Raw genomic sequence first — 22,607 nt, forward strand, 5'->3', positions numbered from 1 at the left:
AGGCGGCCGGTTCGGTGGGAGGGCGAGATGGGGCACTACCGCAGCAACCTGCGCGACCTGCAGTTCAACCTCTTCGAGGTCTTCGGAGCGGGAGACCGGATGGGCCGCGGCCCGTTTGCGGAGATGGACGTGCAGACCGCCCGCACGATTCTTCGTGAGATCGAACGGCTCGCCAGCGGACCGCTGGCTGACTCCTTCGCCGAAGGCGACCGGACCCCGCCGGTGTTCGACCCCGCCACGCACACGGTGACGATGCCGCCCGGCTTCAAGGCGTCCTTCAAGGCCCTGATGGATGCGGAGTGGTGGCGCCTGGACCTGCCGGACGAACTCGGTGGGACCGGCGCTCCGCCCTCGTTGCGCTGGGCGGCGGCCGAACTGTTCCTCGGCGCCAACCCCGCCGCGTTCATGTACATGGCCGGCCCGGGCTTCGCCTCGATCCTCTACCAACTCGGCAACGCCGATCAGCGCCGTCTCGCCGAACTCATGGTCGAACACCGGTGGAGCGCCACCATGGTGCTCACCGAGCCGGACGCCGGATCCGACGTGGGCGCGGGCCGGACCCGTGCCGTCGAACAGCCGGACGGGTCGTGGCACATCGAGGGTGTGAAGCGATTCATCACCTCGGCCGAACACGACCTGGCCGACAACATCATCCATCTGGTCCTGGCCCGCCCGGTCGGCGCCGGGCCCGGCACAAAGGGACTGTCGCTGTTCGTCGTCCCGAAGTTCACCGTCGATCTGCAGACCGGCGAACTGGGCGAACGCAACGGCGTCTACGTCACCAACGTCGAGCACAAGATGGGCCTGAAGGCCTCGACCACCTGCGAGGTCACCTTCGGCGAGAACGCACCGGCGGTCGGCTGGCTGGTGGGTGACGTTCACGACGGGATCGCGCAGATGTTCAAGGTGATCGAGTACGCCCGGATGATGGTGGGCACCAAGGCGATCGCGACGCTATCGACCGGTTATCTGACGGCCGTGGACTACGCGCGGACCCGGGTGCAGGGCGCGGATCTGACCCGGCTGGCGGACAAGGATGCGCCGCGGGTGCCGATCATCCGGCATCCCGACGTACGCCGGCTGCTGATGCAGCAGAAGGCCTATGCCGAGGGGATGCGGGCCCTGGTGGCGTATGCCGCGCAGTGGCAGGACCGCATCGCGCTCGGTGAGGAAACGGCGACCGCGGAGCGGATGAACGACCTGCTCCTGCCCCTGGTCAAGGGCGTCGGTTCGGAACGGTCGTACGAGATGCTCGCCCTGTCGTTGCAGACGCTGGGCGGCTCGGGCTACCTGCAGGACTACCCGATCGAGCAGTACCTGCGCGACGCCAAGATCGACACCCTGTACGAGGGCACGACGGCGATCCAAGGGCAGGACTTCTTCTTCCGGAAGATGTTGCGGGACAACTTCCAGGCGGTGTTCCACCTTGCCGGTGAGATAGCGCTGACCGTCAAGGGGCCCGGTGGCGACGACCCCTTCGCCGCCGAGCGGCAGCTCTTGGGCCACGCGCTGGAGGACGTCCAGGGAATCATCTCGGTGATGGGCCAGTGGGCACTGGCCGCCCAGGCCGACCAGCCCACGGAGGTCTACAAGGTCGGCCTCAACACCACTCGGCTGCTGCTGGCCGCCGGCGACCTGGTCATCGGCTGGCTGCTGCTGCGACAGGCCGAGGTCGCCGAGCACGCGCTCGCCCGTGGTGACGTGTCCGATGGCGACCGGGCGTTCTATCGGGGCAAGCTCGCGACCGCACAGTGGTTCGCCCACAACAGGTTGCCGCTGCTCACCGCCGAGCGGCACATCGCGGCCGCGACGGATCTGGCGCTCATGGAGGTACCGGACGAGGCCCTGTAGCCCAGATCCCATGGCCGAGAACCATTGTCGCCGACAGCCTGGCGGCCATCGGCGGCAGGAAAACAGGACGGCGTCAGCCGAGGCCCCTCCACCCCGGCTGACGCCGTCGTCTGTCTGTGTGCCACGACGTCGCCGCCCTGACACTGGGTCGTTGCCGACCCGGGCCGTCGCGGCCCGTGAACGATGGTCAGCGCCCCCTCAGACGCACGAGCGACCACCGTCGAGGTCGACCGACCCCCTCAGCGCCTCGCGGCGACAGTCGACCGACGTCAGCACCGTACCGACGGTGCAACGCCGCCGGCAGTCGCCGGTTCGGTCCCTGTCCGAAGCGGATGGACCTGTCGCCATCAGCCGAACGGCGGAGGTCAGCCGCCGCTAACCCGCGAACTGGCGGCCCGGCCGGCCCGCGGTTGGACCCGGCGCCTGCTCGGGGTCGTCAGACCTCGTCGGCGTCGGACAGGTGCGGCTCGGACCACGCGAAGTCGTCCCACCGCGGCCGCGGTGTGGTCAGTGCCGAACTCGCAGCAACCGAGATGGTCGCCGACATCGTCGATACTACCTGTGCCACAGTCATTTTCTTGCTCGCTGGCATATCAGTACCCCTCACCCGCGCCCCACTTCGGATACGTCGCACCCCCCAGCGCAACGTCGCCGCGGACCCCCCTGGCCCGAGCCGAGACTAGGCCGACGATTGCGCTGTGCGCAGCCTGCACAGCACAAATTGCGCCGATCGGAGGACAGCGTCACCCACGGTGACGTGCGCCAGGCGGCCGGGCGGTCGATCGGCTGCCGACCTAGGATCGCCGCGCCATCGAACGACGCGGATTCGTCCCGAGGAAAGGACGCCATGCTCGACGCCCGGGCAGCTGGCCGCGCCGCCCTGGCCGGCGTGGCCGTCGCCGGCCTCGGTTTCGGTGTCGGTTCGGGAGCCCAGCCGGCAGAGCGACTCGGCACCGTCTCCGCGGCGTCGACATCAGCTTCGGCGGCAATGGTTCTCACGGCAGCAGCGCCGCCAGCCTCGATACCGACGACCGCCGTGTCGACCAGCTGGCTGCCGGCGCAGCGGCGTGGACCGACCAACCCCAGCCGGCTGCGCCACCTCGGCACGGCGACCCAGGTCATCGTCGTCAGCGCGCCCCGGTGGCGTTCGGCGCACGGCACGCTGCGGGCGTACGAACTGACCGCGGACGGCCACTGGCAGTTGGCGTTCGCGCCGGTCCGCGGCGCGCTCGGCCGGCACGGGCTGGTCTGGGCGGCGTCGCGCCGGCAGGGCAGCGGCATGACGCCAGCGGGAACCTTCGGTGTCACACAGGCTTTCGGACGGGTCGCCGACCCGGGGACGGCCCTGCCGTACACGGCGGTCGACGGCGACGACGCGTGGCCGTACGACCCACGGGATCCGGCGACGTACAACGTCCTGCAGACCACCCCGCCGGCCGGCCGGTGGCGCGCCGGCTACGTGGAACGGCTGCGGTCGTACGGCCGGCAGTACGACTACGCCGCGGTACTGGACTTCAACCTGCCTCGGCCGCCGTACCTGAAGTCCGGCTCCCTGTGGCGCGCGGCGGTGCCGGCCGACACCCGGGCCGGCGGGGGGATCTTCTTGCACGCCAACAAGAAGGTGCGTGGCGTCGTGCAGCCGACCGCGGGCTGTATCTCGGTGCCGCGGGCCACGATGCGAGCCCTGCTGCGCTGGCTGGACCCGGCCGCCTCCCCCGTCGTGGTGGTGGCGCCGACCGCGGCTCTCCCGCGCGCCTGAGGCGCTGTCGGGGCGACTCCGCCCCTCGTTAGCCGAGCTGTCGCCACCGCCCGTTGCCTGGGCGGCGGCCGATCACAGCCGTCGGTCGGCCAGCACCGGGAACGCCGAACGCCAGGCGGTCACCCGGTCGGGATCGAGGTCCACGAGCAGCACCTCCTGGTCGGTGCCGGCCTCCGCGACGACCTCACCCTGCGGATCGACGACGACGCTGTGGCCGCCCATCGGTACCCCCGCGTGTGTCCCGACCGCGTTGCACGCCACCACGAACGCCTGGTCCTCGATCGCCCGGGCCCGGGTCAGCACCCGCCAGTGCTCGATCCGCCGCGCCGGCCAGCCACTGGGTACGAGGAACGCCGTGGCACCCGCGGCGGTCAGCTGGCGGTACAACTCGGGGAACCGCAGGTCGTAGCAGGTCGACAACCCGGTGAGTCCCAACGGAGTCGGCGCCACCACGAGGTCGGTTCCGTGGGTCATCACCGTCGCCTCACCACCGTCGAAGCCGAACAGGTGCAGCTTGCGGTACGTCGCAGCGAGGCTCCCGTCGGGGCCGATCAGGACCGAGGTGTTGTAGTACGCGCCGGTGTCGGTGACCTCGGCGATGGAACCGGCGTGCAGCCAGCTGCCCGCTGCCCGGGCCGTCTCGCGCAACCGCGTGACGAGGTCGCCGGACACCGGTTCGGCATGCGCCCGTGCAGCCGGGATATCGAACGCGCCGACGTGCCACAACTCCGGGAGCACCACCACGTCGGCCTGTCGGGCAGTGTCGGCGACCAGGTCGAGGACCCGGTCCACCCGCGCAGCGACCGGCTCGCCCGCCGACACGTCCAGTTGCAGAACCGCGACCCGCACGCTGACCGGCACCGCGCCGTCGGCACGCACCGTGCCGTCGGGCGCGACACCGTCGGCAGCCTCACCAGAGCGAGTGGTGTCGGCAGGAGCGTCGGGCACGGCGACGACCCTACGGCTGCACCGGTGTCGGGCTCGCGCCGTCGGCTCCGGCATCCGGAGCCACCGCGCGGGCCCGGGCCCACATCGCGGCGTAGCTGCCGCCGGCGGCGAGCAGCTCGGCGTGGCTCCCCCGCTCGAGCACCCGCCCGGCGGCCAGCAGGACGATCTCGTCAACCTCGGGCAGCCCGGCGAGGTCGTGGGTGATCAGCAGGACGGCGCGGTCGGCCGTCAGGGCCCGTACGTCTGCCAGCAGCGCGGCGCCGGTGGCCTGGTCGAGGTGCTCCGACGGCTCGTCGAGAACCAGGACGGGGTGCCCGGCCAGCAGCAGCCGTGCCATCGCCAGCCGTTGCCGCTGCCCGCCGGACAGCGCCGCACCGTGCTCGCCGACCGGGGTGTCCAGTCCGGCGGGAAGGTCGTCCACCCACTCCAACAACCGGGCGGCGCCGAGCGCGGCACGCAGCTCGCCCGGGGAAGCCGCCGGCCGGCCGATCGCGACGTTGCGGCCCACGGTCGTGTCGAACACATGCGCGTCCTGCGACAGCAGGCCGACCCGGCGGCGTACCTCCGTTCCGGTCAGCCGTGCCAACTCGACGCCGGCCAGCGTGATCGACCCGTCGTACGGCGCGAACCGCAGCAAGGCCGCTCCGACCGTGGACTTCCCGGCCCCCGACGGCCCGACGAGCGCCACGGTCCGGCCGGGCCGCAGGTCCAGATCGATCCCGTCCACGACCCAGGGCCCGTCGGGCGCCCATCGCACCCGTAGCCCGCGTACGGCGACGATCGGCGCGGCATCAGTAGGCAGGGTCGCTGCCGGGACGGGGTCGGGGACGGGTACCGGGGTGTCGACGACGGCGAACACGCGCGCGGCCGCCGCGCGCACCCGGATCAGCGCGACCGCGGCTGCCGGCAGCGCGGCCACGGCTTCGTACGCCGCCAGCGGCAGCAGCACCACGATCGCCAGATCCACCCCGGGCAGCGAGCCGTCCCGGACCGCGGGCACGGCGACCAGCAGCGATCCGATGATCGCTGCCCCCTGCACCGCGATGCCGAGCCCGGCACCGACGCCGGCGGTACGAGCCTGCCGGCGGGCCAGGGTCGTCAGTTGCGCGTCGCTGGCCAGCACGGACTCGACCGCGGACCGGTGCGCCCCCGTGGCGACCAGGTCCGCGGCGCCGTCGAGCAACGCGACGACCCGCTCGGACAGCTCACCGCTGGCCGGCGCGAGCCGACGCGCGGACCGGGCGCCCAGGACTGTGCTCAGCCAGGGCACGAGCACGGCACCGGCGAGCAGGGCCAGCGCGAGCACCCCGGCGGCCGACGGCAGCAGCCACCCGACGTACACCACCGAGCCGACGCCGACGAGCAGCGCCGCAGCGCCTGGCAGCAGCACCCGCACCGGCAGGTCGACGGTCGCCTCGACGTCGGTGACGATGCGGGCGAGCAGGTCGCCCCGGCGTACGTCGTACACCCCGGCCGGCGCCAGCCGCGCCAGCCGGTCGTACACCGCGACGCGCAACTCGGTGAGGGCAGCGAAGGCGGCCGAGTGCCCGGCCAGGCGTTCGGCGTACCGGAACAGCCCCCGGCCGACACCGAAGAACCGCACCGCGGCGATTGACAGACCCAGCGCGGCCAGCGGCGGGTGCAGCGCGGCAGCGGAGATCAGCCAGGCGCTGGCGGCCAGCAGCCCGACCGAACTGCCGAGGGCCAGCGCGCCGAGCAGCGCCGCGAGCAGCAGCGTGCCGCCGACCGGGCGCAGCCCGGCCAGCAGCCGCAACACCGGCCGCCTGGTCACGCCTGCGCCAACGCGGCCGTCGGGAGGTCGACGGTGACCACGTGGTCGGCGAGCGCGACCAGCGCCGGCCGGTGCGCGACCAGCAGGATCGTGGTCCCGGTCGCCCGCAGCGCCGCCAGCGACTCCGCGACGTCGTCCTCGGCCGACCCGTCCAGCGACGCGGTGGGCTCGTCGAGCAGGACCAGATCGGCGTTGCGGCACAGGGCGCGGGCCACCGCGACGCGGCGGCGCTGTCCGACCGACAGGCCCGCGCCGCCTTCGCCCACGACGGTGTCCGCGCCGCCGGGCAGCAACGCATCGCCGGGCCGCAGCCCCGCCGCGCGCAGGGCGTCCTGCACCTGTGCCCGCGACGTCCCGGGACGACCGAGCGCGACGTTGTCCGCCACGGTCCCCGGGACGAGGTGCGGCGACTGCGGTACCCAGGCCAGCCGGGCCCGCCACGCTTCGGGATCCAGGTCGGCGACCTCGGTCCGGCTGCCGTCGCGGTCGATCAGCACGACTCGGCCGGCCTGCGGGACGACGAAGCCGAGCACGACCGACAGGACGGTGGACTTGCCGCTGCCGCTGGGACCGACCAGCGCGGTAACGCGCCCCGGGGCCACCTCGAGGTCCAGTCCGGTGACTGCCGCCGCGGCGCGTCCCGGGTAGCTGACGGTCACCGCCTCCAGCCGCAGCGTCACCCGGCGCAGGTCCGGTACGTCCGTCCGCCCGCCGACCGCCGGCAGCGGGGTCTCCAGCACCGCGAACACCCGTTCGGCTGCTGTGACGCCGTCCGCGGCCGCGTGGAAATGCACGCCCACCAGGCGAAGCGGCAGGTAGACCTCGGGCGCCAGCAGCAGGACGAGCAGGGCCGTGTGGAGATCCAGCTCACCGGCCAGCAGCCGTAGACCCACGCTGACGGCGACCACGGCGACCGACACCGTGGCCACGAGTTCCAGGGCCAGGCCGGACAGGAACGACACCCGCAGCACACCCATCGTGGTGCGCCGGTAGCGATCGCCGACCTCGCGGAGGGTCTGCGCCTGGGCAGCGGCGCGACCGAACACCTTGAGCGTGGGCAGCCCGGCGACGACGTAGAGGAAGTGACCGGACAGCAGCTGCAGGCTGTGCCACTGCCGGTCGGACCGTGCCTGCGTCCAGATCCCGATGACGATCATCAGGACGGGGATGAGCGGGACGGTGACCGCGATGATCAGGGCCGCCGGCAGGTCGTGGCCGGCGATGGTCAGCCCGACGGCCAGCGGAACGACGGCCGCCAGGGCGAGCTGGGGCAGGTAGCGGGCGAAGTAGGCGTCCAGGGCGTCGATCCCCCGGGTGGCCAGTGTGGCGAGGTCGGCCGAACGGGAGCCGGCCAGGTACGACGGACCGAGCGCGACGGTGTGTTCGACCAGCGCCCGCCGCAGTTCGCTCTTGGCCCGGGCGGCCGAACCGTGCGCGATGGCTTCGGCGCCGTACGCCGCGAGGGCCCGGGTGGCCAGGACGACCGCCAGCGCGATGATGCCCGGCCACAGTTCGGCCAGCGCAGCGCCGCCCAGGAATGCCCGGGTCAGCAGGTCGGCGAGCAGCACCGCCTGGGCGATGACGAGACCGGCAGTGAGGACTCCGAGGACGACGGAGGCGGCGAGGAACGCACGGGTCGCGCGCGCCCACCGCAACAGCCGGGGGTCCAGGGGTCGCATCGGGGCACATCCTCCCGCGCCTGGATTACTGCGGCGCCCGCCCCCGACCGCCGGGGCGGCCGCGCCGATGCGCTACTGCTCGCCGGCAGGACCGTTCGCCGTGACGAACTGCCGGGCCACCGCGACGACGCGGTCGTTGGCCTCCGGCTCGGCCACGGTGATCCGGACGCCCTCCCCCGCGTACGGCCGGATCGTCACGCCCGCCTCCTCGCAGGCGCGCGCGAACTCGGCGGCCCGGTCGGCCAGTCGCAGCCAGACGAAGTTCGCCTGCGTCGCCTCCAGGTGCAGCCCGGCGGCGCGCAGGCCGGCGACGAAACGGTCCCGCTCGGCCACGACCGAGGCCACCCGCCCGGCCAGTTCCTCGTGAGCGGCCAGCGAGGCGATCGCGGCCTCCTCGGCGATGACGGAAACGCCGAAAGGCGTCGACGTCAGCCGTGCCGCGGCGGCGACCTCCGGATGGGCCACGAGGTAGCCGACCCGCAACCCGGCCAGACCGTAGGCCTTGGAAAAGGTGCGCAGCACCGCCACATTCGGCCGGTCGCGGTACAGCCGGATGCCGTCGGGCACCTGCGGGTCGCGAACGAACTCGACGTACGCCTCGTCCATGACGACCAGGACATCCGGCGGGACGGCGTCGAGAAACTCCGCGAGTTCGGCGGCGTGGACCACCTGGCCGGTCGGGTTGTTGGGATTGCAGACGAACACCAGCCTCGTCCGCGGCCCGATCGCGGCGGCCATCCCCGGTAGGTCGTGCCGCTCGTCGGCCAGCAGCGGGACCGCCACGCTGGCCGCCCCGGCGACCTGGACGCAGATCGGGTAGGCCTCGAAGGACCGCCACGCGTAGAGGACCTCGTCACCGGGCCCGGCCAGGGCGCTGACCAGGTGGGAGCACAGCGCCACCGAGCCGGTGCCGACCGCGACGTGGTCGGCCGGCACGTCGTGGTGGGCGGCGATGGCCGCCACGAGCCGGGTCGACGCCGGATCGGGATAGCGGTTGGCCTGCGCGGCTGCCCGCGCTATCGCGTCGACGACACTCGGCAACGGCGGGTAGGGGTTCTCGTTCGACGACGCCTTGTACACCGTCAGGTCGGTGCGGACCCGGGGCCGCTGCCCGGCGTTGTACGTCGGGATCCCGGCCAGTGCAGCACGGGCCCGTGGCCCGGGGGCCAGCGGCGCCGCGGAATCGCTGCGCGCTGCCGGATCGTCCGCACCGGCCACAGTCACCGGCGCAGCCTAATGGCGCTCAAGTCCGACCGGCGCCGGCCGATACCTGCCCTACGAGGCGGGCGACCGATCGGTCCTGGAGGCCGGACGGCCGCCCGCTTCCATCGTCCCGGATCGCCCAATCCCCGGCGGGACCTAGGTCCCTGGCCGACGTCGGCCGCCGGCGGCAGCCTTCCCGCAGGGAGGCGACATGGACACCGAACGGCTGGCGGGACGCACGGCACTGGTCACCGGCGCGGCCAGCGGCATCGGCGCAGCGACGGCACGGCGACTCGCCGCCGAGGGGGCGCAGGTGGTCGTGTCCGACGTGAACAACGCTGCCGGCGAGGCTGTTGCCGCGGAACTCGACCACGATCGGCTGTCGGCGGCGTACGTCGCCCTCGACGTGCGCGACGAGACCCAGTGGCGCCACGCGATCGCGGCGACGGTGCGGTTGTACGGCGGCCTGGACATCCTGGTGAACAACGCCGGCGCGGGCGATCTCGCCACCATCGAGGACACCACAGTCGCGGACTGGGACAACACGATCGCCGTCGACCAGACCAGCGTCTTCCTCGGCATGCGTGAGGCGGCCGCCGAGCTGAAGCGGTCCGGCCACGCCTCGGTGGTCAACGTGAGTTCGATCTTCGCCGCCGGCGGTGGCTTCGGGACGTCGCCGGCCTACCACGCGGCCAAAGGTGCGATCCGGGTCCTGACGAAGAACGCCGCGCTGCACTGGGCTACCGCCGGAATCCGGGTCAATTCGGTCCACCCCGGTTTCATCGACACGCCGTTGCTGGACCAGGCCCGTGGCACGCCCGTCGAGGAGGCGATGATCTCGATGACTCCGATGGGCCGGTTGGGGAAACCGGCCGAGGTCGCCGCGGTGATCGCCTTCCTGGCCGGCGATGACGCCGCGTTCGTGACCGGCGCTGAGTTCTACGTCGACGGCGGATTCACCGCCGTCTGACGGTCCGGCCGCCGGTCACCCCTTCGGCGCGAATCACGTCGGTCATGCCGGTGCCGGACCGCCGATCTTTGCCTGGCCGGCGATAAGTTTCTCCGCCCACCGGCGCGCCCGCTCGAGTTCGGCGTCCCCGATCGGTTCGGCGCTGCCAGGCACCCAGAAGGTCTGCGGCGGACACACCCGGGTCACGCCCAGCCGCCGCAGCCGCCGATCGATCCGTCGCGCGGCTGATCCCGGCATACCGTGCACTCGGACCCGGGTATCGAACGCCGCACCCGGTGTGCCAACAGGGATCTGGAGTACGTCGAGCCATTCACGGACGCCCCGGTCCTGCGGTGAGACCCGCGTCGGCGCCTGCCCTGCCGCCGAGCGACGTGTGCTCGGCCGGCTCAGCCCGAACGCGTGGGTCGGTGCACCGACCACCAGGAGTCCGGTCTCGCCCAGCGAGTCCGGAGCCGCGGTGACGTCGACCAGGTCGACCTCGTACCGTCGCGCCAGAGCTGCAGCGACGACCTGCGCCACCCGTTCGGTGCTGCCGAACATCGACTCGTAGACGACCACTGCGGTATTCATGCCACCCTCCGTTCGCTGGGTCATCGCGTCCGGCTCGCCGCGGGTATGGCCGCTCGGAGGGTCGCCGCGCTTGCTAGATGAGGTCCTCGGCCACCCTGGGCCGCACGATCGCCGTGGTCACCGGCGCACGATGGGCGAGCGACGTACTCACCGAACCCAGCAGCATGCCGCGGAAGGCGCCCTTGCCATGCGAACCGACCACCAGCAAGGACGCCCCCTTCGCCCGGTTCGCCAAGGCCGCAGCAGCGTCGTCCTCGACCACATCGATCACGGTGCTGACCGCGGGATGCCTTCGGCGACAATCGCTCACGAGCGCGGCGGTGTCCTGCTCCACGGCCGTGTGGTAGTCACGGCGCTGGGTGGGCGTCACGCCGAGTACCGCGTTCGGCGGGATCGCGTTGAGGGCCACCAGCTCGACCCCGTGCGCCTCGGCGTAGTCGTACCCGAACTCGGCGGCGAGGCGAGCCGCTTCGCTGCCGTCGATCCCGACGACGACCGGCCCATCCACGACCGGCCCGCCGGTGCCGCCCACCGGCGGCCGGACGACAACGACGGGACAGGGCGCGTGAGCGGTCACATGCGTTGTCACCGAACCGAAGACGAGGCGGTCCAGCCGCGTCCGTTCCGACGACCCGATCACCAGCAACGCCGCCCCGCGGCCGCAGTCGAGCAAGGTCCGAGCCGCCGGGCCCTGGACGAGTTCGGCGGTGACCTGGACCGCCGGAAACGCCGCGGTGGCGGATGCGACCGCGGCGTCCAGGTGCTCGCGGGCGGAATCCCGGGATTCGTCGACGAACTCCGACACCGAATACAGCATCATGCTGCTGTCGCTGCCGGGCACCACATGCCACACGGCGACCAGCCGCAGCGGCACACCGCGACGCACCGCTTCACCGGCTGCCCAGACGGCGGCCTCGGTGGCCTCGGCCGAGCCGTCGATGCCGACCACGATCGGCCTGCCACTCGCAGTGCTGGGCATCGGGTCCTCCTTCCGGCTTCGCAGCAGCGTCTCCCGCCCGGCCATGCCGGCAACAGTGACCTTGGTCCCTGGCAGTGCTGGTGGACGACGAGCACGCTGACGCGGGAAACCTAGAAGGAGAGTCGCGTGTTCGATACGGCGATGTCCTACCTCGGGCCGCTAAGACGAGCGGCGGCTCGCGGACACCTGGCGCCCTCGGTGCACAACACCCAGCCCTGGCGGTTCGTGATCGCCGAGGACCATCTGGACGTCGTCGCCGACTGGGACCGCCAGCTTCACGTGCTGGACCCAGCCGGCCGGCAACTGATCCTCAGTTGCGGCTGCGCGGTGTTCAACGCCCGCGTTGCGCTGGCTGCCGAGGGATTCGTGGTTGCCGTGGCTGCCTTCCCCGAGCCACGGCTACCCGACCTGGTCGCCCGCATCGCGATTGCCGGCCTCGCGCAGGATCCGGATCCGATCGCCTCACTGGATCCGGTCGTGGAAGTCAGGCGAACCAATCGCCGACAGTTCGAGTCGGACCACGTCCCGCCGAGCGTGGTCGACCAGCTGGTGGCGGCCGCGCGGGCGGAGGGCGCCGAGCTGCTGGACGTCGTGGTGCCCGAACAGCGCGATTCGATCGCCCGATGGAGTCGAGCTGCCGACCTGCAACAGATCAGCGATCCGGCGTACCGCGCCGAGTTGCGCGCCTGGACCACCGACGACCCCACCCGGCGGGACGGCGTCGCAGCCTGGACCGTGCCCCATGTCGACGCCGGCACCGATAGCGAACTGCCGCTACGCGATTTCGACAGCAGCGGCCACGGCGGCCTCCCGGTGTCGACCGGGTCGGCGGCGGACGAGACGCTGCTGTTGCTGTGCACCAACGGCGACAACCCGTGGCCGTGGCTGCGAGCCGGGCAGGCGCTCGAGCGGGTCCTGCTCGAAGCCACCCGGCAGGGCTACGTCGCCAGCCCGGTCACGCAGGTCATCGAGGTTCGCCGTACCCGGGCGATGATCGTCGCCGAACTCGGCCTGCAGGTCGCTCCGCAGATCCTGCTGCGGGTCGGCCGCGCCTGGCCGACACCGGCCAGTCGCCGGCGGCGGCTCGCCGACGTCCTCACCGATCTGGGCTGAGATGGTCTGCCGGCCCGAGCACGCCGCTACGGTGTTGCGGTGTCCACCGCCGATTCCGGCGCGACGCCGGAACGACCGCCGCCGACCCCTGGCGCAGCTGCGCTTCCCGCCCTCGGCCTCGACGAGTTGCTCGACCGCCTCGTCTCAGCGGCGCACGCGGTCGGCACCGCCCAGGAGCGGCTGCGCGGACTGCTGCACGCCAATCAGCTGGTCGCCGCCGACCTCGAGCTTCCCACTCTGCTGCGGCACGTGGTCGAGGCGGCCTGTGAACTCGTCCACGCACGTTTCGGTGCGATCGGCGTCCTGCGGCCGGACCGCACCGGCCTGGAGCAGTTCATCTACGTCGGTGTCGACGAGGACACCGCGTCGATGATCGGTCGGCTTCCCGAGGGCAAGGGACTGCTCGGTGCCCTCATCGACGACCCCACGCCCATCCGGCTGCAGACCATGCACGAGGACCCCAGGTCTGTCGGGTTCCCGCCGCACCATCCGCCGATGCGAGGCTTCCTCGGTGTACCGATCCGGTTGGGCGACGAGGTCTTCGGCAATCTCTACCTGACCGAGCGCATCGACGGGGACTTCACCGCCGAAGACCAGGAACTCGTCCTGGCGCTGGCCGCCAGCGCCGCACGGGCCATTGAGAACGCCCGGCTGTACGACGAGGCCCGGCAACGCCAGGCGTGGCTCGCGGCCGCCACGGAGATCACCCGGCAACTGCTGGCCGAGGAAGCCGGCGATCCGCTGGCCACCATCGCGTCCCGGCTGCAGGAACTCGGCGACGCGGACGCGGTGGCGGTGGCGCTGCCGACGCCGGACCCGACGCAGTTTCGGATCGAGGCGTCCGTCGGTGCGATGACGAACGATCTGACAGCCGACGGGAACCCCGCCCTGACAGACCTGATGCAGGCGGCCCACCGCACCGGGAACGCATTGCGCGCCAATGCCGATATCGGCGACCCGACCGCCGGCAGCGGCCCGGGGCAAGGCGTCCTGCTCGGTCCCACTCTGGTGATTCCGTTCGCCGGACGCTATGGACCGCGGGGCATCCTGCTGGTCGCGCGCCGCGGCGGCCGCCGACCGTTCACGGCAGCCGAGCAGGCGATGGCGACGACCTTCGCCAACCAGGCCGCCATCGCGTTGGAACTGGCCGACAGCCGCGCCGACCAGCAGCGCATGACGTTGCTGGAGGACCGGGACCGCATCGCCCGCGATCTGCACGACCACGTGATCCAGCGGCTGTTCGCCGTGGGACTCACGGTGCAGCGCGCAGCCGCCGCCGTGGAGGACACGGCCAGCGCGCAGCGGCTGAGTCGGGTCGTGGACGATCTCGACGACACCATCCGGCAGATCCGCACGACGATCTTCGACCTGCGCGGTCCGCTCGTCGCCGAGCCGCTCGGCCTTCGCGACCGGGTACGGGAGATCGCCGACGCCGCCAGCCGCACCCTGGGCTACCCGGTCGGGCTCTCGTTCTCCGGCCCCGTCGACACCGTCGACGACGGCGCCTGTGACGACGTCCTGGCGGTCGTCCGCGAAGGGCTGAGCAACGTCATGCGCCACGCCCGCGCGTCACGGGTGGATGTCCACGTCGAACTGGCCGGACAGGACCTGACCGTCGAGGTCCTCGATGACGGCGTGGGCCTACCCGGTGAGGTGTACCGCAGCGGACTGCACAACCTGGATCGGCGAGCACGACGGCGAGGCGGCGCGCTGCTCACCCCGCACCACGACGGGACTCATCTGCGGTGGACGATTCCGTGGCAGTAGCGACCGGTGGCGCGAGTTCTCATCCTTCCGCGGTCGTGCGGGTGTTCCTGCTCGACGACCACGAACTGGTACGACGCGGTGTCGCTGACCTGCTCTCCGACGATCCCGGCCTGCTGGTCGTCGGCGAGGCGGCGACCGCCGCCGAAGCCTTGGCGCGCATTCCCGCGTGCCGACCGCAGGTCGCCGTACTCGACGCCCGCCTCCCCGACGGCAGCGGTATCGAAGTCTGTCGCGACATCCGGTCACGGATGCCGGAGGTCCGTTGCCTGATCCTCACGTCGTACGACGACGACGATGCCCTGCTCGCCGCGGTCGTGGCGGGCGCATCGGCCTATGTGCTGAAGGAAGTCCGCGGCAACTTCCTCATCGACACGATCCGGACCATCGCCGCCGGCGGCTCGTTGATCAGTGCCGCCGAGGTCCAGCGGGCGCGGGAGCGACTACGGGCGGCCGAGCGGGGCGACCCCCGGCTGGCGGGACTGACCGACCGCGAGCGAGAGGTGCTGTCACTCATCGCCGACGGCCTCACGAACCGGCAGATCGGCGACCGGCTGCAGCTGGCGGAGAAGACGGTGAAGAACTACGCCTCCAACCTCTTTGCCAAGCTCGGCCTGCAACGGCGTACCCAGGCGGCGGTCTACGGCGCCGGCGTCCGGCCGCCCGGCAGCGGCAGCGGCAGCGGGCCATCCGGACAACCAGGCATCGGGACGTGAGGAAGGTGGATCGTGACACGCCAACTCGACGAACGGGAATGCTGGAGTGCACTACGCCACGCCAGTGTCGGCCGGGTCGCGATCGTCGTCGACGGCAAGCCGGAGATCTTCCCGGTCAACCACGTGGTCGACGCCGCGACGGTGGTGTTCCGTACCGCGGCTGGCACCAAACTGCGGGCCGCAGCGGAACGCCAACCAGCGGCCTTCGAGGTCGACGGGTGGGAGGAGCACGAGGCCTACAGCGTCGTGGTCCACGGCCGGCTGAGCCAGATCACCCACCCGGAACAGCTGATCGAAACCCTCGGTCTGTCGCTGGCTCCCTGGGAAAGTTCGCCCAAGGGCAGTTTCGTCCGACTGGAACCGGACCGGATATCCGGCCGCCGGTTCGTCCGGGTCGGCCCGGGGCATTGGGCGCCCGACCCGTTCGACAAGTGGTGAGCCGTCCCGTCGGGACCTAGGGCCCTGGTGCGCTGCTCGGCGCCGGCCGAGGATGGCCACAGGCCCAGCCGCGGAGGACACGATGGACACCACACAGGAGCGGGACCAACGCCTACGTCGCACCGTGGAGCGCTCCCTGGCGACCACCTGTGGCGACGACGCCGTACGAATCGCCGTCGCGGTGACCGACGAGGCGATCACGCTGGCAGGCGAGGCCCTGACGTTCGCCGACAAACATCGCGCCGTCAGCGCCGCGTTGACAGCGCCCGGAGTGTCGACGGTCGTCGACACGGTGACGGTCGCCAACGGCTACGGTCCACTGCAGGACACCGAGATCGCGCGGCGCGTCGCCGCCGCGCTGGCCGAGGTGACCGGTGCCGGCGCAGTGCGGGCGATCGTCCGGGACCGCTGCGTGACGCTGTGCGGCAGCGCCGACGGCAGCGCCAGTCGCCGGCAGGCACACGAGGCGATCGTCGGACTCGGCATCGCCCACCAGGTCTTCGACTGCCTCGACTCGACCAGTCCACCGGACACCATCGCCGCCGCGGTACGGCAGGCGCTGCGGCATCACGACCAGTTGCGCGCCACCACGATCGAGGCCGGAGTCGATCAGCTGGGGGTGGTCACGCTGCACGGCAGGGTGTTGACCGAGGAGCAACGGCGGCTGGCCACCGACGCCGCATGGGCCGTCGACGGTGTCGTCGGTGTCCAGGACGAACTCGAGCTCGCGCTGTAGCACCGCCGGCCGGAGCGGGATAGCTGCCCGGTTAGCCGCGCCGGGCTCGGTCGACGACGGCCCGCAACCCGAGTTCGTATCCGACAGTGCCGCAACCGATGACCAGCCCGGTGACCACCGGGGCCGTCACCGATACGTGGCGGAATTCCTCCCGGGCGTGTACCTGCGAGATGTGCACTTCCACGACCGGGCACCGCACGGCGGCAAGGGCGTCGCGCAGGGCATAGCTGTAGTGCGCCAATGCGCCGGGGTTGATGACGATCCCGTCGCTGTGTCGCGCCGCCTGCACCAGATCGACCAGTTCCCCCTCGTGGTTGGTCTGAGCGAAGCTCAGTTCGACACGCAGCTGCTCAGCGAGCAACCGGAGCCGCTGTAGGACGTCGTCGAGTCGCTCGGCGCCGTAGATCTCCGGCTCCCGCTCCCCGAGCAGGTTGAGATTGGGCCCGTTCAGGACATGGACCTGCAGCGGCGCGACGTCGGTCATGGCCGGCGACGCTATCGCGTGGGAAGCAGGGCGCGGGCGCCTGCAGCCAGCCCGGTACCGGCGTCGAGCTGAACGCCGGTGAGCGCGGCGGCCTGCGGCTGGGCAAGGAACCACACCAGTTCGGTGACGTCGTACACCCCGCCCTCCTGCGCGGCGACCAGACCGGACCCAGCCGCCACAGAACAGACCCGAACCGCGCGAGGAGCGAGTTCGGCCGCCCAGGACCGGCACAGCGCCACGTTCGCCGCGTATACCGCTGCCCCGAGCGCGTCGCCCGCCTGCTGCAGCACCAGGACGACCGAGCCGAAGGTCTCCTCCAGATACGGCACCGCCGCCTGGGTCAGAAACGTCGGTCCGCAGATACCGGCGGCCACGACGGAGTTCACGGTCGCCGGCTCGAGGGTTTCCAGCGCACCGGCGGGCGCGGCCACGACGTGAACCAGGCAGTCCAGCCGGCCCATCGCGTCGAGGGTGCCGTCGACCACCCGCCGGCACCCGGCCGCGTCGGCTGGATCCCCGGCCAGCGCCAGCTCGAAGCCACCGGTGATGAAGCCGTCGCCCTCCTCGTCCAGCACCGCAGCGATCTTGACCGGGTCGGGATCGGTGAGAGCGACCCGCCAACCGCCGGCGGCGAACCGCCGCGCGACATCGGCTCCGGGGGCGTGCGCCGCGCCGCTGACCAGCACGACGGGCAGCCCGCCGTACGGCGGCGGACCCGGATCCTTCACCGCCGAACGCAGCCGCTCCGCCATCCGCGCGCCCACGAGCTCTCCCACCGCGCCAGCATGGCCTCGCCGAGCGGGGTGATGCGCGCTGGAGGCACCCGACAGGTCGACGCGGTACGCCCTGGTACTGCCCGGGTTTGCGCTGCCCGCCGGCCCTGCTCCGCAGCGCTTCCTTCGACGTCTGCCTTCGCCGCTTCTTCCAGGACCTGGGTACCCTTGCTTCGTACCTGTGTTCGATTACGATCGGAGCCATGGCCGGCCTGCAGGCGAACCTGTTCGCCCAAGGGGAGATCGCCGTCGACGTCACGGCGGAGGCGATTCGTACCGACCTCGGTCCACGGGCCTGGGTCGAGCTGGTCCCCGGGTGGCTCGGTGGCGCCGACGGGCTGTTCGTCGCACTGGCGACGACCGTGGACTGGCAGCAGCGGCGCCGGGTCATGTGGGACCGCGAGGTGGACGAGCCGCGATTGACCCGGTGGTACGCCGACGGCAGCGACTGCGATCCCGCGCTGTTGTTGGTACGGCGCGAACTGGAGCGGCGCTACCGCGTGCCGTTCGGCGCGATCGGCCTGAACTACTACCGGGACGGCCGCGACAGCGTCGCCTGGCACGGCGATCGGGAACTGCGGGACCTCGACGACACCATCGTCGCCATCGTGACCCTCGGAGCGGCCCGCACCTTCGCCATGCGGCCCCGCGACGGCGGCCGCGGGAGGGCCTGGCACCCGGCCTCCGGCGACCTGCTGGTCATGGGCGGCGACACCCAGGCGACCTGGGACCACGCCATCCCGAAGGTCGCCACCGCCGGTCCACGGATCAGCATCTCGGTGCGGTGGGCCCGTTCACCGGCGCGGACGTCCTAGCCCTGGGCCATGTCCATGAAACGGGAGTAGTGGCCCTGGAAGGCGACCACCACCGTCCCGGTCGGACCGTTGCGGTGCTTGGCCACGATGAGATCCGCCTCACCCGCGCGTGGTGACTCCCGCTCGTAGTAGTCCTCGCGGTGGACCAGCACGACCACGTCGGCATCCTGCTCCAGCCCACCGGATTCCCGGAGATCGGCCAGCTGCGGCCGCTTGTCCGTGCGCTGCTCGGCGCCACGGTTGAGCTGGCTGATCGCCACCACCGGAACCTCGAGTTCCTTGGCCAGCAACTTCATCGACCGCGAGAACTCGGCGACCTCCTGCTGCCGGCTCTCGACCCGCTTGCCGCTGGTCATCAGCTGCAGGTAGTCCACGACGACCAGCCGTAGGTCGTGCCGTTGCTTGAGCCGACGGCACTTCGCCCGGATCTCCATCATCGTCATGTTGGGACTGTCGTCGATGAATAGCGGCGCGTCGCTGACCGCGCCCATCTTCGTCGCGAGCTTGCGCCATTCCGCGTCGCCCATCGTGCCGGCGCGCATATGGTTCAGCGGCACCTGGGCCTCGGCCGACAGCAGCCGCATCACGATCTCGTTGCGGCTCATCTCCAGCGAGAACAGCACGCTGGTCAGGCCGTGCTTGATGCTGGCCGAGCGGGCGAAGTCCAGTCCCAGCGTCGACTTCCCCATCGCCGGACGGGCCGCGAGGATGATGAACTGCCCGGGATGCAGGCCGTGCATGAGTTCGTCCAGATCGAGGAAACCCGTTGGTACGCCGACCATCTCGCCGCCCCGGTGGGCGATCGCCTCGATCTCGTTGAGCGTGCCGTCCATGATGTCGCGTAGCGGCAGGTAGTCCTCGCTGGTCCGCCGCTCGGTGACCTCGTACACCTCGGCCTGCGCCCGGTCGACGACGTCGTCGACCTCGCCTTCCCCGGCGTATCCCATCTGAACGATGCGCGTGCCGGCGTCGACGAGCCGGCGCAGGATCGCCCGCTCCCGCACGATCCGCGCGTAGTACCCCCCGTTGGCGGCGGTCGGCACACCGGCGACGAGCGTGTGCAGGTACGCCGCGCCGCCGACCCGGCCGATCTCGCCAGCCCGTGTCAGCTCGGCCGCCACGGTGACCGCGTCGGCCGGCTCGCCGCGCGAGTACAGGTCGATGACGGTGCCGTAGACCGTCTGGTGCGCCGGCCGGTAGAAGTCGTCCTCCCGCACGACTTCGACGACATCGGCTATGGCGTCCTTGCTCAACAGCATGGCCCCGAGCACCGACTGCTCCGCGGCGATGTCCTGCGGGGGCGTGCGATCCGGCGTCTGCGGCGGAAGCGGCAGCTCGGACACGCTCACGGCTCAGCCACCTCCACCCCGCCCTGTCGAGACCGACCGGGCGCCCGCCCCGGTCACCCCCCGCACCCCTGCGTGCTCGCCCATGGTGACGGCGCGGACTGACAGCGTCGAATCCTCCTGTGGACGACCTTGCGGATCGATTGGGGATACCGCGGCGAGTCGTTATGCACCGACTGTGGAGGGCTTGGGGAAAGCAGCGCCCAAAACGGCCGCCGCGGTGGGCTGACCTGCGACGACGTCGTCCCGATGCTGTGTGCGACAAGAAGTCTGGCTCGGGGCTTCCAGGTGACCACCGGATGAACGGCGGAGCGAGCCGCACAGCGCTGGGCGCAGCGGTCAGCCCGTTGCCGCCAGCAGCCCGGCCACGTCGAGTACGGCGCCGCGAGAGGTGTTGGCCGACACCAGCAACACGGTGGCGTCGCGGCTGCGGACGACTTCGGTCCACTCCCGGTCCCCGGCGTCGGCCAGCGGATCGGTCCGCCGCGAGACGAACGCGGCGGCCGTGTCACGCAGCACGCGGACCAGCGGTTCCCGTCCGGTGCTGCAGTCCCGCAGCAGACCGGTGTAGGCCGCCCGGAAGGCGTCCGCGGCTGCGGCGTCGGCGAAGCTCAGCAGCAGCCCGACGCCCTGCGCCTGCCGCGCGGCCTGCCGGTAGCTGACCTCCAGGGCGTGCTGCGGTGCCGGCAGCCGCCTGGTCCGGCATCCCAGCGGCTGCAGACCGGTCACCACCTCGGCCGGCTCGCGCGCCAGCGCGGGTGTTCCGTTGCCGCCGTAGCCCTCTTCCGCGCCTCCGGGGTCGACTCGGTACGCCCAGCCCGGGCCGAGCGCGGCCGGCGATGGCAACGACGCCTGGGTCAGCGAACCGGCGGTACTCGGCGCCGGTGTCGGTCCCGGCGGTTCGGCTGCCGATTCCGACTGCGGCGGCGGTACCGGGGCGGACGGCGACTGCGGCGGCGGCGCGGCAGTACTGCCGGCTACTGCGGTCGCCGCCGGCTCGAGCGACGGCGGCGTACCGGCCGGGGCGCCGCTGCAGGCGCTGACGAGGGCGACCGCCGCGATCAGGGGTGCCGCTGGTCGCCGCCGCATCTCAGCCCCCGTTCGACGAGAAGTGCTGGTAATCCGGGTGGGACCAGCGGGCTCCCCACAGCCACCCGACCCGCGCCATCGCGGTGGTCACGACCCCGCCCTTGAGGATCATTCCCTGCCGGTACGGCGATCGTACGAGGTAGCCCTTGCTGCCGGCCGGATAGATCCGCGAGCTGGTGACGTACGGGTTCTGCGCGGTGTTGATGTCGACGGCGTTGCCGAAGGAATGCTGCGAGAGCCGGTACGGATTGCCGGTGACCTTGCGGCAGTTGAAGGCCGATGTCGCCCCCGCCTCCATCGCCTTCACATCCTTGCCCTTGAACGCATCGGCGGGGACGACGCGCTGCAACGGGAAGCGGTCGGCCAGCAGGCGGCCGAAGACGTACTTGAGGTCCTTGACCGCCGACGCCCGGACGACGAGGTCACCGCGGGTCAAGCGGCCGCTGAAGTCCCAGTACGTCAACGTCATCCGCCGCAGCTTGCCCGGCGTCACCGGGCAGCCGCGCCGGTAGGTGTAGCGGACGTCCTTCGCCTTCAGCCGGCCGGAGACCGCCAGCGCGAGGGTCACGTCGACGTGCTGACTGATCCCTGCGACGGTCTCGACCTTGCCGTCGCCCCATCGCGCCGACACCTGCAGCGGGACGTCGCCGCCCAGCGTCGGCTTCCACGCCACCGCGAAGCTTCCGTCCGCGGCAGCATCGGCACCGCCCACGGCGATCCACTCACCGTTGCCGACGTCCTGCGCGGCAAGGGTGACGCGAACCGGGCCGGGACCGGCGGCAGCCGGCGACACCGAGCCGGTGACGGTGGTCGTCGCCAGGGAGTGCGCCGCCGGTGGCGGGCTCACCGTCAACGTGCGGCGGGCCACCACAGACACCGTGACCTGGGCCGGGTCGCTCTGCCTCGTGCCGTCGCCGGCGCGGTAGTAGAAGGTGTCCGTGCCGGTGAAGCCCCGGTCCGGGGTGTACCGCACCGCCTGGCCGCCGTCGACGATCTCCACCCGCCCATGCGCGACGTCGCGGTCCGCGGATACGGCGATGACCCGCAACGGTCCGCCGGCATCGGCGGGTGCGTCGTTGGCGAGCACCGCGACAGTGACCGCAGCGTCCGGTGCGGTCTCGGCCGCGTCGGGGGTGGCCACGGGTTGCGGCGCGGCACCGGCCGGCGCGGTGAACGCCAGGGCGAGCGCGGCAGCGACTCCGACGACCGTTGAGCCCCGGCCGGCGGTACGACGCCTCACGCAACCTCCTGCTAGTCGTGCCCCCGCCTTGCCCGTGCACCCGCCCTTGCCATGACACTCGCCGTACGATCCCCCGCCGCGCCGTGACCCCGGTCAGGTCGTCAGGTCAACGGCCGATCCTGCTCATACCCAGCACAGCTGACCAAGAACCCCGACGCCTCACCGGACACGCCGGCAGCCGTGCGGTCTCGCGAGGTACTACGCCGAACGAGTGACGGGAGCTGCTGGGCCGGCTCATCCTCGTGCTGCCGAACCGCTGCCGGAGCACGACGCTCCCGGAGAACGGCGCGGGTCAACCGCTTCGCCGGCCCGGAGAGCGGCGCGAGCCGTCGCCTCGGACCA

18 protein-coding genes and 1 pseudogene are annotated in these 22,607 nt (G+C 71.9%); 9 read left to right on the forward strand and 10 right to left on the reverse strand.

Features of this window, described 5'->3' with window-relative positions; translation table 11 throughout:
• The first annotated feature begins 27 nt into the window (after nucleotides 1–27).
• Nucleotides 28–1,851, forward strand: coding sequence for an acyl-CoA dehydrogenase (locus tag EPO13_04955; protein ID TAK70294.1), 1,824 nt, complete (start codon nucleotides 28–30; stop codon nucleotides 1,849–1,851).
• Between the two features lie 847 nt (nucleotides 1,852–2,698).
• Nucleotides 2,699–3,610, forward strand: coding sequence for a cell wall-binding protein (locus EPO13_04960; GenBank protein TAK70295.1), 912 nt, complete (start codon nucleotides 2,699–2,701; stop codon nucleotides 3,608–3,610).
• A 72-nt stretch (nucleotides 3,611–3,682) separates the two neighbouring features.
• Here the strand turns inward: EPO13_04960 and EPO13_04965 are convergent, their stop codons facing one another.
• The 3 genes and pseudogenes from EPO13_04965 to hisC form a co-directional block, all read right to left on the reverse strand.
• Nucleotides 3,683–4,459 carry a carbon-nitrogen family hydrolase gene (locus EPO13_04965; protein TAK70480.1) on the reverse strand — a complete coding sequence of 259 codons (777 nt, stop codon included), beginning with the start codon at nucleotides 4,457–4,459 and terminating at the stop codon, nucleotides 3,683–3,685.
• A 109-nt stretch (nucleotides 4,460–4,568) separates the two neighbouring features.
• Nucleotides 4,569–8,029 (reverse strand): annotated as a pseudogene (gene cydD, locus EPO13_04970) (thiol reductant ABC exporter subunit CydD).
• A gap of 72 nt (nucleotides 8,030–8,101) precedes the next feature.
• Nucleotides 8,102–9,199: a histidinol-phosphate transaminase gene (gene hisC / locus EPO13_04975; protein TAK70481.1), complete on the reverse strand. Its 1,098-nt coding sequence runs from the start codon at nucleotides 9,197–9,199 to the stop codon at nucleotides 8,102–8,104.
• A 244-nt stretch (nucleotides 9,200–9,443) separates the two neighbouring features.
• Between hisC and EPO13_04980 the strand changes: the two genes are divergently transcribed.
• Nucleotides 9,444–10,202 carry an SDR family oxidoreductase gene (locus tag EPO13_04980; GenBank protein ID TAK70296.1) on the forward strand — a complete coding sequence of 253 codons (759 nt, stop codon included), beginning with the start codon at nucleotides 9,444–9,446 and terminating at the stop codon, nucleotides 10,200–10,202.
• Between the two features lie 42 nt (nucleotides 10,203–10,244).
• On the opposite strand, the gene EPO13_04985 is transcribed toward EPO13_04980, so the two are convergent.
• On the reverse strand, nucleotides 10,245–10,772 hold the full coding sequence (locus tag EPO13_04985) for a flavodoxin (protein TAK70297.1): 528 nt from the start codon (nucleotides 10,770–10,772) through the stop codon (nucleotides 10,245–10,247).
• A 73-nt stretch (nucleotides 10,773–10,845) separates the two neighbouring features.
• The gene (locus EPO13_04990; GenBank protein TAK70298.1) at nucleotides 10,846–11,796 is read right to left on the reverse strand and encodes a universal stress protein; all 951 of its coding nucleotides are present in this window, start codon (nucleotides 11,794–11,796) and stop codon (nucleotides 10,846–10,848) included.
• Nucleotides 11,797–11,877: 81 nt separating this feature from the next.
• Here EPO13_04990 and EPO13_04995 point away from each other — a divergent pair, with 81 nt between their 5' ends.
• The 5 genes from EPO13_04995 to EPO13_05015 are packed head-to-tail and all read left to right on the forward strand — an operon-like array spanning nucleotide 11,878 to nucleotide 16,518.
• On the forward strand, nucleotides 11,878–12,864 hold the full coding sequence (locus EPO13_04995; protein ID TAK70299.1) for a nitroreductase: 987 nt from the start codon (nucleotides 11,878–11,880) through the stop codon (nucleotides 12,862–12,864).
• Between the two features lie 39 nt (nucleotides 12,865–12,903).
• Nucleotides 12,904–14,631: a GAF domain-containing protein gene (locus EPO13_05000; GenBank protein TAK70300.1), complete on the forward strand. Its 1,728-nt coding sequence runs from the start codon at nucleotides 12,904–12,906 to the stop codon at nucleotides 14,629–14,631.
• Nucleotides 14,610–15,344, forward strand: coding sequence for a response regulator transcription factor (locus EPO13_05005; protein TAK70301.1), 735 nt, complete (start codon nucleotides 14,610–14,612; stop codon nucleotides 15,342–15,344). Before EPO13_05000 ends, EPO13_05005 begins: the two co-directional genes overlap by 22 nt.
• A gap of 9 nt (nucleotides 15,345–15,353) precedes the next feature.
• Complete coding sequence (locus EPO13_05010) at nucleotides 15,354–15,782, forward strand: pyridoxamine 5'-phosphate oxidase family protein (protein ID TAK70302.1); 429 nt, start codon at nucleotides 15,354–15,356, stop codon at nucleotides 15,780–15,782.
• Nucleotides 15,783–15,834: 52 nt separating this feature from the next.
• Nucleotides 15,835–16,518, forward strand: coding sequence for a BON domain-containing protein (locus tag EPO13_05015; GenBank protein TAK70303.1), 684 nt, complete (start codon nucleotides 15,835–15,837; stop codon nucleotides 16,516–16,518).
• Nucleotides 16,519–16,549: 31 nt separating this feature from the next.
• On the opposite strand, the gene aroQ is transcribed toward EPO13_05015, so the two are convergent.
• Together aroQ and EPO13_05025 are read right to left on the reverse strand one after the other, a co-directional pair.
• Nucleotides 16,550–17,002: a type II 3-dehydroquinate dehydratase gene (gene aroQ / locus EPO13_05020; protein ID TAK70304.1), complete on the reverse strand. Its 453-nt coding sequence runs from the start codon at nucleotides 17,000–17,002 to the stop codon at nucleotides 16,550–16,552.
• Nucleotides 17,003–17,013: 11 nt separating this feature from the next.
• A complete protein-coding gene (locus EPO13_05025) occupies nucleotides 17,014–17,778 on the reverse strand; it encodes an SDR family oxidoreductase (GenBank protein ID TAK70305.1) in 765 nt (254 codons plus the stop codon).
• Nucleotides 17,779–17,978: 200 nt separating this feature from the next.
• Between EPO13_05025 and EPO13_05030 the strand changes: the two genes are divergently transcribed.
• Nucleotides 17,979–18,590 carry an alpha-ketoglutarate-dependent dioxygenase AlkB gene (locus EPO13_05030; GenBank protein ID TAK70306.1) on the forward strand — a complete coding sequence of 204 codons (612 nt, stop codon included), beginning with the start codon at nucleotides 17,979–17,981 and terminating at the stop codon, nucleotides 18,588–18,590.
• Here the strand turns inward: EPO13_05030 and dnaB are convergent.
• From dnaB to EPO13_05045, 3 genes are all read right to left on the reverse strand, one after another.
• A complete protein-coding gene (dnaB, locus tag EPO13_05035; GenBank protein TAK70307.1) occupies nucleotides 18,587–19,939 on the reverse strand; it encodes a replicative DNA helicase in 1,353 nt (450 codons plus the stop codon). The genes EPO13_05030 and dnaB overlap by 4 nt on opposite strands.
• A 336-nt stretch (nucleotides 19,940–20,275) precedes the next feature.
• Nucleotides 20,276–21,025: a hypothetical protein gene (locus tag EPO13_05040; GenBank protein TAK70308.1), complete on the reverse strand. Its 750-nt coding sequence runs from the start codon at nucleotides 21,023–21,025 to the stop codon at nucleotides 20,276–20,278.
• A gap of 1 nt (nucleotide 21,026) precedes the next feature.
• Nucleotides 21,027–22,265: a hypothetical protein gene (locus EPO13_05045; protein ID TAK70309.1), complete on the reverse strand. Its 1,239-nt coding sequence runs from the start codon at nucleotides 22,263–22,265 to the stop codon at nucleotides 21,027–21,029.
• Nucleotides 22,266–22,607 lie beyond the last annotated feature (342 nt).

Source organism: Actinomycetota bacterium, from assembly GCA_004297305.1.
Taxonomy (GTDB): Bacteria; Actinomycetota; Actinomycetes; order S36-B12; family FW305-bin1; genus FW305-bin1.

Excerpts from the sequence above, each read along its gene's own strand:
- EPO13_05040 (TAK70308.1), bottom strand. The coding sequence starts at position 21,025 with ATGCGGCGGCGACCAGCGGCACCCCTGATCGCGGCGGTCGCCCTCGTC.
- EPO13_04990 (TAK70298.1), bottom strand. The coding sequence starts at position 11,796 with ATGGCCGGGCGGGAGACGCTGCTGCGAAGCCGGAAGGAGGACCCGATG.
- EPO13_05030 (TAK70306.1), top strand. The coding sequence starts at position 17,979 with ATGGCCGGCCTGCAGGCGAACCTGTTCGCCCAAGGGGAGATCGCCGTC.
- EPO13_04985 (TAK70297.1), bottom strand. The coding sequence starts at position 10,772 with ATGAATACCGCAGTGGTCGTCTACGAGTCGATGTTCGGCAGCACCGAA.
- EPO13_05015 (TAK70303.1), top strand. The coding sequence starts at position 15,835 with ATGGCCACAGGCCCAGCCGCGGAGGACACGATGGACACCACACAGGAG.
- EPO13_04955 (TAK70294.1), top strand. The coding sequence starts at position 28 with ATGGGGCACTACCGCAGCAACCTGCGCGACCTGCAGTTCAACCTCTTC.
- EPO13_04980 (TAK70296.1), top strand. The coding sequence starts at position 9,444 with ATGGACACCGAACGGCTGGCGGGACGCACGGCACTGGTCACCGGCGCG.
- aroQ (TAK70304.1), bottom strand. The coding sequence starts at position 17,002 with ATGACCGACGTCGCGCCGCTGCAGGTCCATGTCCTGAACGGGCCCAAT.
- EPO13_04960 (TAK70295.1), top strand. The coding sequence starts at position 2,699 with ATGCTCGACGCCCGGGCAGCTGGCCGCGCCGCCCTGGCCGGCGTGGCC.